The sequence below is a fragment of the Actinomycetota bacterium genome (assembly GCA_018334075.1).
GTDB lineage: Bacteria > Actinomycetota > Coriobacteriia > Anaerosomatales > UBA912 > JAGXSC01.
The window spans coordinates 48,565-61,302 of record JAGXSC010000021.1; the positions used below are offsets into that span (position 1 = coordinate 48,565).

The 12,738-nt window shown below is 57.5% G+C and carries 12 protein-coding genes; 1 reads left to right on the forward strand and 11 read right to left on the reverse strand.

Annotated elements, in window-relative coordinates; translation table 11 throughout:
* Positions 1 to 94: 94 nt before the first annotated feature.
* The 6 genes from KGZ89_03285 to KGZ89_03310 are packed head-to-tail and all read right to left on the reverse strand — an operon-like array spanning position 95 to position 6,451.
* Positions 95 to 1,780, reverse strand: coding sequence for an AarF/ABC1/UbiB kinase family protein (locus KGZ89_03285; GenBank protein ID MBS3973872.1), 1,686 nt, complete (start codon positions 1,778 to 1,780; stop codon positions 95 to 97).
* Positions 1,777 to 2,145: a hypothetical protein gene (locus tag KGZ89_03290; protein ID MBS3973873.1), complete on the reverse strand. Its 369-nt coding sequence runs from the start codon at positions 2,143 to 2,145 to the stop codon at positions 1,777 to 1,779. Before KGZ89_03290 ends, KGZ89_03285 begins: the two co-directional genes overlap by 4 nt.
* Positions 2,146 to 2,174: 29 nt before the next feature.
* Positions 2,175 to 3,647, reverse strand: coding sequence for an Asp-tRNA(Asn)/Glu-tRNA(Gln) amidotransferase subunit GatA (gene gatA, locus KGZ89_03295; protein MBS3973874.1), 1,473 nt, complete (start codon positions 3,645 to 3,647; stop codon positions 2,175 to 2,177).
* A 47-nt stretch (positions 3,648 to 3,694) separates the two neighbouring features.
* On the reverse strand, positions 3,695 to 3,997 hold the full coding sequence (gene gatC / locus KGZ89_03300; GenBank protein MBS3973875.1) for an Asp-tRNA(Asn)/Glu-tRNA(Gln) amidotransferase subunit GatC: 303 nt from the start codon (positions 3,995 to 3,997) through the stop codon (positions 3,695 to 3,697).
* Between the two features lie 11 nt (positions 3,998 to 4,008).
* Entirely contained in the window at positions 4,009 to 6,165 is a 2,157-nt protein-coding gene (ligA, locus tag KGZ89_03305; protein MBS3973876.1) for an NAD-dependent DNA ligase LigA, read from the reverse strand.
* Positions 6,155 to 6,451: a DUF2469 family protein gene (locus tag KGZ89_03310; protein ID MBS3973877.1), complete on the reverse strand. Its 297-nt coding sequence runs from the start codon at positions 6,449 to 6,451 to the stop codon at positions 6,155 to 6,157. Before KGZ89_03310 ends, ligA begins: the two co-directional genes overlap by 11 nt.
* 261 nt (positions 6,452 to 6,712) lie before the next feature.
* Between KGZ89_03310 and KGZ89_03315 the strand changes: the two genes are divergently transcribed.
* Complete coding sequence (locus KGZ89_03315) at positions 6,713 to 7,366, forward strand: hypothetical protein (GenBank protein MBS3973878.1); 654 nt, start codon at positions 6,713 to 6,715, stop codon at positions 7,364 to 7,366.
* Between the two features lie 10 nt (positions 7,367 to 7,376).
* On the opposite strand, the gene lipA is transcribed toward KGZ89_03315, so the two are convergent.
* The 5 genes from lipA to atpC all read right to left on the reverse strand — a co-directional run bounded on the left by lipA (position 7,377) and on the right by atpC (position 12,736).
* Positions 7,377 to 8,270, reverse strand: coding sequence for a lipoyl synthase (gene lipA / locus KGZ89_03320; protein MBS3973879.1), 894 nt, complete (start codon positions 8,268 to 8,270; stop codon positions 7,377 to 7,379).
* Positions 8,267 to 9,286 (reverse strand): tRNA dihydrouridine synthase DusB, encoded by a 1,020-nt coding sequence (gene dusB, locus KGZ89_03325; GenBank protein MBS3973880.1) that lies wholly within the window; start codon positions 9,284 to 9,286, stop codon positions 8,267 to 8,269. The genes lipA and dusB overlap by 4 nt, the downstream gene beginning before the upstream one ends.
* A 48-nt stretch (positions 9,287 to 9,334) precedes the next feature.
* Positions 9,335 to 10,681 (reverse strand): magnesium transporter, encoded by a 1,347-nt coding sequence (gene mgtE, locus KGZ89_03330; GenBank protein ID MBS3973881.1) that lies wholly within the window; start codon positions 10,679 to 10,681, stop codon positions 9,335 to 9,337.
* 59 nt (positions 10,682 to 10,740) lie between these two features.
* Positions 10,741 to 12,201 (reverse strand): radical SAM protein, encoded by a 1,461-nt coding sequence (locus KGZ89_03335; GenBank protein MBS3973882.1) that lies wholly within the window; start codon positions 12,199 to 12,201, stop codon positions 10,741 to 10,743.
* A 115-nt stretch (positions 12,202 to 12,316) separates the two neighbouring features.
* Positions 12,317 to 12,736: an ATP synthase F1 subunit epsilon gene (atpC, locus tag KGZ89_03340; protein ID MBS3973883.1), complete on the reverse strand. Its 420-nt coding sequence runs from the start codon at positions 12,734 to 12,736 to the stop codon at positions 12,317 to 12,319.
* Positions 12,737 to 12,738: the final 2 nt, after the last annotated feature.

The following is a 12,738-nucleotide window of genomic DNA, read 5'->3' on the forward strand; positions in this document are numbered from 1 at the left end:
GTCCTTTCAATCCAATATCGCAGGTAATGCTTCGTGTATATGCCCGGGAACGCATGGACATCTCGCCATGCGATTCTACTCGAACTTAAAGGCCTTAGCGCTTCCTTCCCCGAAGTCTGGCAAGAATTATCGAGCCGAAAAACCAGAAGCTGATCCCGAAGGCGGCAAAAAGTCCGATCTGCCCAACATACTGCACCCACGCAGGTGCACCCGCGGCGCTAAGAAGTGAAGCGAAACCGATTATCAGGGCCGCCACGATAATTGCAAACGCCAGTCTGTTCACCAGCTCTTGAAGCCTGCTCAACAGATCATCGTAGCCAGTGACTCTTACCGAAACCTTTACCTCGCCTTTGGACAATCTCCTGAGCACCCGGTCTGCTGAATCCGGAAGTTGCTCCAGCACACGCATCGCGTGACCGAATGCCCTAAGCCCTCGGCCAGCAAGAACCTCGGGGCTCGAGCGTTCCTGAACGACTTGCGTAATGTAGGGCTTAGCCGTAGTCGCAAAATCGAACTCGGGATCGAGCATACGACCCACTCCCTCAAGCACAACAAAGGTGCCGAGAATAAGTGCAAAATCACTCGGGACCCCCAGCGAGTAGTTTCGAATCAACCCCAGCATCTCGGCAGAAAGCTCAGCGAAGTTGATGCGCCCCAATTCGCGGCCATGATACTTGTTGATCAGGCGACCAACCTCTCGCCTAAGTGCGACATCATCGACCGCCGGGTTGTTGCCCACGGCGACAAGAGTATCTGTCGCCAGGCCATAGTCCCTGTTTATTGCGGCCCACACCAGATCGATAAAGCGGTGCCGAGACTCCTCGGATATCCAGCCCATTCGCCCGAAGTCGGTGAAACCGACCCGCCCATCAGGGAGAGCAAAGTAGTTTCCTGGATGCGCGTCGGCATGGAAGTAGCCGAGCTCAAGCATTTGCCGAAGGTAGCAGTTGATGCCCCGTTGGGCTAAGATAGCGCGATTGGCTCCGGAGCTATCAAGCTCCTCGAGCCGGTTCATCCGAACTCCATCCAGCCAGTCCAGGGTAAGCACCTTCGACGTTGTAGTTGCCCAGTGAACGCGTGGGAACGCCACACTTTCATCATCCCGAAACGCTCGCCATAACATCTCGGCGTTGGACGCCTCCTTGATGTAATCAAGCTCCTCGCGTACGGCCAGAGCGAACTCATCGGCTATCGATACCGCATCGATATCCCCGAAAACATCGGTATGCGCATCCAGCCACCTGACCTGTGAGGTCACGATCCCGATATCTCGCTCGACAATGCCTTGAACACCAGGTCTTTGAACCTTCACCGCCACGCTGGATCCGTCAAAGAGTGTTGCCTTATGGACCTGCCCTATAGAGGCAGACGCGGCAGGGACCTCATCGAAGTGGGCAAACAGCTCCTCGAGCGAAGCGCCGAGCTCGGCTTCGATGACCGAGCGAACGACCTCGAATGACTCGGGCGCCACATCGTCCTGCAGTTTTGAGAGCGCGGTGGCCAGCTCCGGCGAGATTACGTCCGTGCGGGTCGAGATAGCCTGTCCGACCTTCACAAACATCGGGCCGAGGCGCTCCAGCGTCCGCCGGATCCTCTCTTCAACCGTCACCTCAGAGTCGGGCTGGGTTTTCGGGGCGTGCTTGGGTATCGGGCCGAACCTTCGCAGGCCAGCAGCGGCTATCACAATGTGCAAGCCCTCCTCGGCGAGCACCTTAATTATCTCCCGATGCCGCTCGAATTGCCGCATCTTGTCTGCGGAGCTCTGGCCCCTGACTCTCACGGCTCTATCGGGCCATCGGAATCAGATCTGCGAGCGGCGAGAAGCGCCTTGATCTCGGTGAGCTCGACCTGAAGGCGCTCCACATCCTTCTGGGACGCAAGACCCATGGCCTCGATAACCTTCGTGGTCTCTTTCGCGATAGCCTTGCCGAGCGAGGACGTGGTTTCATCAGCCTTGTCGGAGAGTCGGCCAACGAATCCTTCGGAGTCGCTCTTGGTTATCTGGCCGCGCTTTATAAGCTCGTCGGCGAGCTCTTCTGCCTTTTCCCGCGCAAATACGGTTGCGCCGAGACCCATCAGAAAAGCCTTCTCAATCAATCCGGTTTCCACGCCCTGTTTCGCGTCCTTGTCGTTGTGTTCAGTCATGAGCTTCCTCCCATCGGGCAATATCACATCTATTGAGAATGATTCCCCGCCGGCATACATTTGAACTCTGCCACTCTCTCGAAAGCGGCCGCCGCGCGAAACATGGTCTCCTCGGCGAAGTAATCGGCGATGATCTGAACCCCTATCGGAAGTCCAGTTGAGGGACACAAGGAAGCTGGGACACTCATTGCCGGCAGACCTGCCAGGTTCACCGGAATCGTGTAGATGTCGGCAAGATACATGGCCAGCGGATCGGAAGACTTCTCGCCGAACTTGAAGGCCACCGTCGGCGAAGTCGGAGTCAAGATAATGTCGAAATCGCAAAAAGCGCGGGTGAAGTCCTGCTTGATCAACGTGCGGGCCTTCTGCGCCTGGCCGTAGTAGGCGTCGTAGTATCCGGCGGAAAGCGCGTAGGTCCCAAGCATTATGCGGCGGATGACCTCAGGTCCGAATCCCTCGGAGCGGGAGCGCATGTACAGATCGAGGATGTCGCTCGGATCCGACACCCTGTGCCCATAGCGCACACCGTCGAACCTGGCCAAGTTCGAGCTGGCCTCGGCGGGGCCTATGATGTAATACGCCGAAAGCCCGTGAGTCGCGCTGGGAAGCTCGACTTCGTCGACTTGCGCGCCGAGCGAAGCGTAGATGTCGGCCGCTTTCAGCGTCGCTTCGCGGACTTCGGCTGCGCACCCATCGGCGTGCAGAAGGCCGGTTGCAAGCCCGACTTTAAGTCCGCTCACGCCGCCATCGGCAATGCCGGCGCGGGCCGCCGCCGTGTAATCAGGAACGGGTATATTCACGCAGGTTGAATCAGCAGAATCGAAGCCGGCGATCGCGCGCAACACGAGTGCCGCATCCTCAACGCTTCGAGCGAAGGGTCCGATCTGGTCCAGAGAACTTCCGAAAGCCACCAGGCCGTACCGCGAGACCCGGCCGTACGTTGGTTTTACGGCAACGGTGCCGGTAAGCGCGCCGGGCTGCCTGACCGATCCGCCCGTGTCACTGCCCAAAGAGATCGTGACCTGACCGGAGCTGACACACGCTGCGCTTCCTCCACTGCTCCCGCCAGGGACGCGCTCTGTGTCCCAGGGATTGCGGGTCAATCGGAAGGCTGAGTTCTCGGTAGAGCTCCCAAAAGCGAATTCATCCATGTTGCACTTACCCACCGGCAACGCTCCCGCGTCGATCAATCTGCGGGCGGCGGTGCAGTCGTATACGCTTTCATACCCTTCGAGCATTCGGGAGCTGCAGGTGGTGCGCGTCCCGAGAAGGTTCATGTTGTCCTTGAGCCCAGCCGGCACGCCTGCAAGGGGCGGCAAGGCAAGGTCGGGATCTTCGCCTGAGCGCACAGATTGAGCTCTGGCCTCATCGATCTTTTCGGCGGCGGCTCGCGCCAGCTCGGGGGTGAGTTGATTGAATGCTCCGATCACGCCATCGGTGGCCTCAATTGTGCGAAGTGACGCCTCGGCAACCTCTCTTGCGCTGAAATCGCCCGCGACTATGCCCCTGCGAAGCCCGGTTGCGCTTAGGCGCGTATACTCGTCGAGTCTCACGCTTCACCGCCCGGGCCAATGATGCGCGGAATGACGAACGCGACCCCATCTGTGTCGGGAGCGTTTTTTAGCGCCTGCTCACGCGAGAGACCGGGACGCACCTCGTCGGCGCGCATGACGTTGATCGAGTCAAGCGGGTGCGCTGTGGGCTTTACGCCGTCGAGATCGAGCTGCTGAATCGAGTCCACGTGGCCGAGAATGGAGTTGAGGTCTTGAGCAAAACTCTTGACCTGCTCATCCGTTAGAGCGACTCGCGCCAGCAAGGCCACGTGACGCACTTGTTTTTCTGAAATCGCCATACCTTATCCTCTCAAAAAGCTTCGGGTTTCGGAGCTTCGCCTGTCTCAAGAATCTCAATCAGGGCACTCTCATCTATAACCGGCACACCAAGCTTTCTTGCTTTGTCCAGCTTGCTTCCGGCATTATCGCCGGCCACCAAGTATGAGGTCCCCGCGCTAACGGAGTCGGTCACCCTGGCTCCAAGCGCTTTGAGCCGAGCCGCGGCCTCCGACCTCTTCATGCCCTCCAGTGTTCCAGTGAGCACGAAGGTAAGACCGGAGAGCGTGCCTTGACCCTTAGGCTCTGCCGCTTCCTCCTCCATTCTAACCCGGAAGCTGCGCAAGTTGCTTACGATCGCCACATTCTCGGGGTTCGAAAAGAACGCTCGGACACTCGATGCAATCACAGGACCCACGCCCTCGATGTCAGCGATCGGGTCGTGGACAACGGGTTGCTCGACGTTGCCGGACGGGCCGCTCTTCTCGGCGGCAAGCGCATCTTCGAGAGCCTCGATAGATCTGAACCGCTGCGCGAGCGACTCGGCGACTGTAACGCCGACATGCCGAATCCCGAGACCGACAAGCACCCTTGACAGAGGCCTCATGCGGGAGTCATCTATGGCTGCCATGAGTTTTTCCGCCATGACCGGGCCGAGCGTTACGGCAGAGCCGTCTTTCTTTGTGCGGCCCATATCCAAAGCGGCGAGCTGCTCGAAGCTCAGGCGATAGAAGTCGCTGACGTCGTGAACAAGGTCCTCGGCAATCAGGCGTGCGATGATCTCGCTTCCCATGCCGTCGATGTCCATTGCCGCTCGGGAGGTCCAGTGCGCCAGCTTCTCGAATCTTTGTGCGGGGCAGCTCGCGTTGATGCAACGGCTGACCACCTCCCCTTCCGGCTTCCATATCTGGCCGGCGCAACTGGGGCACTTCTCCGGCATCTGCCACTCTTCGGCCTCCGGAGGCCTCATGCCCAATATCGGTCCGACCACCTCGGGAATCACATCGCCGGCCTTGCGCACGATTATGGTATCCCCGATGCGAACATCCTTACGCCTGATCTCGTCGATATTGTGTAACGTCGCTCTTGCAATCGTGGATCCAGCAACCTTTACCGGATCGAACTCGGCCAAGGGCGTCAGCGCCCCTGTCCTGCCGACCTGCACGCGAATATCTCGCAATATCGAAGTCTTTTCCTCAGGAGGGAACTTGTACGCGATCGCCCATCGAGGGGCTTTGCTTGTATAGCCGAGTCGCTCCTGGACGGCGAGTTCGTCAACTTTGACGACCACGCCATCGATCTCGTATGGAAGCTCATGGCGTCTGGCCAGCGCCGCTTCACAGTACTCGTATACGGCAGCCTCATCCGCACAGGCGCGAGTCTCCGGATTGACCTTGAGTCCCGCCCTCTCAAGCCAGCCGAGAACCTCGCTTTGGCGCTTCAGCCCCAAGACCGCAGGATCGGCGATTCCGTAGGCGTATGTCGCCAGCTCGCGAGAGGCGGTGACCCGCGGATCCTTCTGCCTGAGCGACCCGGCTGCCGCGTTTCGGGGATTGGCGAAAAGCGGCGCTCCGGCTTTTTCTTGCTCGAGGTTCAACCGCTCAAAGCTGGCGAGCGGCATGAAAACCTCGGCGCGCACCTCGACGTCCGCGGCGCCGTGCAGCGCAAGTCTCTCCGGAACGTCATCAATCGTCCGCAAGTTCGCTGTTACATCTTCGCCTGTAAGGCCGTCGCCCCTCGTGGCGGCGCGCCTCAACGCCCCATCGGAGTACGTCAATGCGACAGATGATCCATCGATCTTCAGCTCACAAACAAATGCGCATGAGCTCGCCGAGACAGACTCCCTGATCCTGGCCAGCCACTTGGTAAGCTCTGCGATATCCATCGCGTTGTCCAGGGAGTACATCCGCCTGGAGTGCTGCACCTGCTCAAAGAGCCTCGCGTGACCTGCGCCTACCGTGGCAGTGGGTGAATCTGCCGAGATAAGCTGCGGAAACTGCTCTTCGAGCCTTTTTAGCTCCGCAACCAGATCATCGTAGGCGGAATCGCTGATCTCAGGAGCGTCCAGGCCGTAATAGAGGTGATTGTGACGCTCAATCTCCTCGCGTAGCGCGTCTATGCGTAAGGCCGCCGATTTCTCCTCTGAAGGCAACTCCGCGGGGTGATGTACCAAGGGGCCCTCACTCTCCATCAGATCTGAGCCTCTGTACGTGCACGTCGCCTACTGAATAAATCACAGTCTGAGAGACGAAGCGATTGATTCGCTCGGCCTCGTATATCCAGACATCGGCCAGAGTCACCTTGAAGTACACGCCTCCTGGACCGGCAACCGGCTCTACCTCCACTTCATTGGCAAGGTAAGCCCTAAGCTCGGTTTCAACGTAGTAGCTGAAAACACGAGCTGCGTCACGGTACTCGTTATACAAGGCAAGTCGCTTTTCCGCTTCGTAAATATCCAACTCGTCCACACTGTCCATAGCGTCCCCTTCGTACCCATGTTGCTCAAATTGATCAGTGTCCCGCAGGCGCAAGGTCGGCATCTTTTAGAGTGCTCAACAAAAACCACGCATGCTAAACTGTTGCGAGCCCAAGTCAAAACCAAGTGTAAGGCGCCCACAAAAATGAAATCTATCCAAACCGCATCACTTACTGCAATATTATCAATCACTCTAGCGATATGCGCACTCCACTTTCCCCATCCAGCATCCGCGGCCCCGGTCGCAGTGCAAGAGGTGAATGTGAGTCTCGATACCGCTCTGGAGAACTTCCCTGATGGGCTACTGTTTGTGACTGCGATTCTGCCGGAAAACGCCCCTTTGCCGGCCGAGGTCGACGTAATGGTTCCTGTCGGAAGAGAGATCTTGTGGGCTGGCGAGGTTCTCGGCGGAGCACTGGAGAACAACCCCTGGGTACAGTACCGCAGGATACCGTATAACGACAGCTTCGAGACCTTTCGCGCGGTACTCACTCAATCTAGAACCCTGCAGCTGGAGATAGAAGCTGGCGGGAAAGTGACGCCGCAAGAGGGCTTCACCGAAGCGATGGTCGAGTGGCAAGCGCCAACTGCGCTTCCCGTTGTCCGCCTGGGAATAGTCGTGCCTCCCGGATCAACTATGACGACCGGGCCAGCAAATATTCTGGCCGGGCGAGCCGGGGACAACAAGATCGTCTTCTACAGGGAGTACCGCGATGTAGCGGCAGGAGACACCTTTGAGCTCAGGGTGGGTTACGCTCCGGCCGATAATATCGACGGCTCGCTCGCTGCGGACGGCGCGCCTCAAGAACACAGAGGGATACTCTTCCCGCTTGTGGTCGGGGCGGTTTTGGCCGCAGTTACAATCGTACTTCTTGCCATCAAGGCGGACACCAAGCGCAAACGTGAGTCTCAGTAGAAGGCTTACCTCACAATAGCGCCCCGGCTCGATAGCTCGAGCGCACAAAAGGAGCGCTAGCCACAGCGGAAAAGCCCATAAGCTGCGCCTCGGCCCGCAAGAGATCGAACACCTCGGGCTCGACAAATCGATCGGGTACAAAATGCCGCGCACTCGGCTGAAGGTACTGTCCGATGGTCACAACCGAAACCCCCTTCGAGCGCAGGTCCCGCAAGACTGTCAGGGTCTCATCGATGGTCTCTCCCAATCCCAGCATAAGGCCGGACTTCGTCTTCATCGAACCCGAGGATACAGCGACCGCATGCTCGAGAACCTCAAGCGAGCGATCGTATCGCGCTTTTGGTCGAATAGCCGGGTACAGGCGAGGAACGGTCTCAACGTTGTGCGCGAAAATGTCCGGCTCGGCGCCAACAACTGTCCTTACCGAAGCGAGATCGCCGAGAAAATCGCTGGTGAGCACCTCAACTGTGGCTGAAGGCACGGCTTGGCGCAGAGAATCGATGACCCCTGCAAGGTGAGCCGCTCCCCCATCGGGCAGATCATCGCGCGAGACCATGGTAACGACAACATGCGCGAGCCGCATCCTCTTAGCGGCCTTTGCAACTCGAAGCGGCTCCTCGGGATCGAGAGATTCAGGCCGCCGGGAAGTCACTGCGCAAAAGCTGCAGCTACGGGTGCACGAATCGCCCATCACCAGGAAGGTCGCAGTCCCTGCCGAGAAGCACTCGGCCCGGTTCGGGCACTTTGCAGAGTGGCATACCGTGTTCAGCTTCAGGTCACCCAACGTTTCCTCGACCATACTCGCTTTACCAGGGATGCCAAGCGGGCGCTTGAGCCATGTGGGAAACGCCTTTCGGCGGTGATGCGCGAAAGCTTTATCTGTGTTTTTATCTTCCTCTGTCATAAGCCTCTACCTCGCTGAGCCTGATTCGCCAGAGATGCCCGATACTCCAGGAGTAACCGGTCGATATCGAGAGGGCTTTTGACAACATTGAGCTCGTGACGAAGTTGCCTGGCGCCAGGCAAGCCAAAGATATACCAGGCCACATGCTTGCGCATCCGAAGCACCGCCGCATCGCCCGCCGCCCTCACCGCCGAGGCCACATGCTCCCGCGCCACATCCACTCTCTCAAGCGGCGATGGCGGATCGAGCCTCTCGGCGAAATCCAGTAACGACCGTGCCTCGCGAAAGAGCCACGGATTGCCCCTTGCGCCGCGCGCGACCATCACAGCATCGACGCCAGTTCGCTCGAACATCGCCACCACATCATCCGCCGAGAAAACATCGCCGCTACCCACAACCGGAATCCGCACAGCTTGCTTTACCTCCGCGATCAGATTCCAATCGGCGTGTCCCTGGTAAAACTGACCCCTGGTTCTCGCATGTACAGTGACAGCCGCAACCCCTACCGACTCCATCAGGCGGGCGAAGTCCACCGCGTTGATCGAGGATGCGTCCCAACCTGAGCGAAACTTCACCGTTACGGGAACCTTGCACGCCCCTACCACGCTGCCAGCGATTCGCGCCGCCAAATCCGGGTCGCACATCAAAGCGCAGCCCTCGCCCTTGCTGACTACCTTCTTTACGGGGCAGCCCATGTTTATGTCGATAAGCGCGAGCTGTGTGCCGAGCCGCTCGACAACGCCGGCGGCTTGCTCGGCCAATATTTCGGTCTCCGCGCCGAAAAGCTGCACCGCGCAGTACTCCTCCTGGTCGGCTACTGTCAGAAGAGAGTTCGATACCCGTGACTGCGGATTGTAGTGAAGCCCCTTCGCACTGACCATCTCCGTATAGGTAAGGGATGCGCCGAGCTTTTTACAGATGGCTCGAAATGGCGCGTCGGTAATACCCGCCATAGGCCCCAAGACGACAGCCTTTTTCGGCAGTATCTCCTCTATAGTGCGCGGTTGCTGTGGCATTTGGCCTCGGCTTTCAATTCAGAGATGGCCGGCGGCCGGCGGTCTTGACTAGCCCATTCCGAGCAACGACGACGCAACAAAGAAGTAGATGAGCAATCCCGTGACATCGACAAAAGAGGTGATCATCGGGCTTGACGCCATGGCGGGATCCATCCCGGCCCGGGTGAAGATGAACGGCAGGGACATTCCCATCAGATTGGCGACAAGCACGATCGCAGCCATCGAAAGGGCAACCACGAGGCCTATCATGGGGTCACCATGAAACACTCCGAGGAAGTAGGCGCCGGCCGCAAGAGTCACTCCGAGCATCAGACCTATTCCGATCTCTTTTATAAACGTCGTGAACCACTGTCCTATGGCGATGTCGTTAGTCACAAGCGCACGAACCATAAGCATCGCCGATTGCGAGCCGGTATTGCCTCCCGACGCGATCAGCATCGGGATGAAAAACGCCAGCGCGATGACCTCTTCGAGCATCTCGGCATAGCTTGCGACTATCGAAGAAGAAAACAAGTTCACGAATAGCAAAAACGCCAGCCAGCCGATCCTTTTTCGGTATAGCTCAAACCCGCTCAACCGTCGATAGCTCTGGCGTAGCGGCGCCACCGAAGCGGTGCGGTGCACGTCTTCTGTGACCTCTTCTTCCAAAACATCAAACAGGTCGTCTGAAGTAACGATACCGATCAGTACGCCTGCCGAATCCACAACCGGCAAGGCAACCTCGTCGTGGCGCTGCAGCTTGCGGACCGCCTCTTCCTGGTCGTCGAAGGCGGAAAGCGTAGCGTGCACCGGCTCCATAATGTCACCGACGAGCATCTCCGGCTCGGCGAGTATCAACGTCCTAAGCTCGCACACGCCCGTCAGGTGCCAGGCTCGATCGGTCACGTAAAGCACATCGAGCGTCTCGGAGTCACGACCGCGCTTGCGGATGTGATCGAGGGCCTGAGCCACGGTCCACGCCGGGCGAATGGCCAGATAGTCGGTAGTGGTCAGACGGCCAACGCTTTCCTCCGGATAGCCAAGCAACTGACGAACCTCCGCGAGATCGTCTGCAGCCAGAAGGTTCAACAGCTTCTGGGTGATCTCCCCGGGCAGCTCCTCAAGGAGCTCGGTTCTGTCATCCGGCGCCATTGCTGCAAGGAGTCGTCTGGTTTCGCGATCAGTCAGCCCGCCGAGGATGACATCCTGATCCGGGCCGTCGAGGTAGGAAAACACCTCGTTGGATGTGTCGCGCGACAGAAGGCGAAATACTAAAAGCCTCTCGGGCATTTCGATGCTGAGAAGCAGGTCAGCGATCTCCGGTACCGAGGTATCGGACATCAGGCGACGCACCGCAAGCCAGTCACGCGACTCTACGAGGGCGCGTACGCGCTCCCTCACTTCCTCGGCTGTCATAGTTTCATCCCGCATGGTCTACCCCCTTGCTGCTCAACGAATCTGCGCTAGGGGGTCAACTACTTCCGTCCGCCGAACTTCGGCATCCCATGTGGCATCTCGCCGAGAAAATCAAAGTGCTCGCCGTAGTCTTTCATCATCTGCTCGAAGGCGCTAATCATATAACGCCTCTTGAAGCCATCTTTCATCGCAAAAACCTCGGTCATCTTCATGCGGTAAAACGTCATATAGCACTTGGCCAGTGCGCGGTAGACATCCTCCAAGGACATCTCATACGGTTCGATTATCGGCGTTATAAGATTATATTTCGACCAGTCAAATACGCGTATTCGGTCTTTTGTGTCTTCATGCAACTTGGTAAATGGCATAGGCGTGATCACCGGAAAGACGGCGATATCCGGATTCAACCGCATAGCTTCGGCCACCGTCTTGTCTATGCTCTCCAGAGTCTCATTCGGAAAGCCGATCATGAACGACGCCTCGGTCATTATGTCATGCTCGCGCAGCAAGTCTATCGCTTTTTTGTTCATATCCACGTCTGTGCCCTTATTCAGGCTGGCAAGCATCTCATCGGAGCTGCTTTCCGCGCCAAGGTACATGTGGATGATCCCTGCTTCACAGTATTTGTGAAGGATGTCCTCATCCCGGATGATATCTTCTACACGAGTCTCCATAAGAAGGTGCACATCTATCTTGGCTTCGATAATCAAGTCGAGCTGCCTTTCCCACCGCTCCCTGTCGTGCGTCGGGTAAGGATCGATCAACGTGATGAACTCGACTTTGTACTCGTCGACGAGATGGCGTATCTCATCGACGACCTTCTCGGGATCCCGCGCACGCCAATCGTCTCTCCAAAACATCTTGTGGGAGCAGAAGGAGCATGCCATCATGCAACCCCGAGTCGTCAATATAGAAGCCATGCGACCCCAGGGGTCGATGTTGTAGTGATAGTCGTTCCAATCCAGAAGATGCCACGCCGGCGACAGCGTATCCAGGTCAGCTATATGCGGCCGCATCTGCGTAGCAACCACTCCGTCGCCATCACGATATGCGATACCGGCAACCTCGGCGTAGCGACCCTCGATGACCGCTGGAATAAGCTCGCGAAACGTTTCTTCGAGCTCCCCGCGCAAGACAAAGTCCACACGATTGTCGGGATCGGCAAATATCTCCTCATACATAAAGGTTGGATGAGGGCCGCCGATGAGTGTGACCACCTCGGGGTTTACCTCTTTGGCTATGGCTAACGTCTGAAGCGCTGCCGGAACGCTCGCTGTGCTGATGGCTCCGGAGACAGGAAGGTAGTCGAGGGTAATAACAAAGTCCGGGCGATAGCCTTCGATCTCCCTTTTGACATCATCGAAGGTGTAGCCCTTGTTCATCGCATCCAGTATTCGAGCCTCATGACCAGAGTCCAACGCAACACCCGCAATGTATGCAAGCTGCAAGGGTGGCCAGGTACCGATAACTTGAACTCCCCAGCATCGGTAGGGAGGAGCTACAAACAGTATTCGAGCCATCGGATTCCATTCTCCTGGTTGCGTGCAAATAGCAAATTAATTAGTCTGCACTCTTCATTATACGAAAGTAGCGACCCGATTGGTCGCTACTTAAGCAATCTTCACCAAAATTACACTAACTGCGCTGCTTACGACCAACATCAATCTGTAGCTGACACCACTTCAGGTCACCTTGGCAGGAGTCAAACTCGAGCGAGCCTGCCTCCGGCAGCTCATCAAGGCGACGCTGTGTGAATTCTAGGCTTTGTCGAACGTGATCTACATCGATCTGAGAAGCCAGAATCGCCTGGTCCGCAAGGATAATAACCTTGTCGTTATAGACCTGTATGTAGCCGCCCGAAACAGCGAACCACTCAACATCATCGTTAGGGTAACGAAGCCTAATCTCGCCGGGCTTGAGCGCACTGACAAGAGGGGCATGCAGCGGCAATATGCCGATCTCACCGTCGATGGTCGGCACTATAACCATTCTCACCTCGCCGGCGTAGACGATCCGCTCCGGGGTGACAATCTCACATAGGAGAGTACGTTCCATTG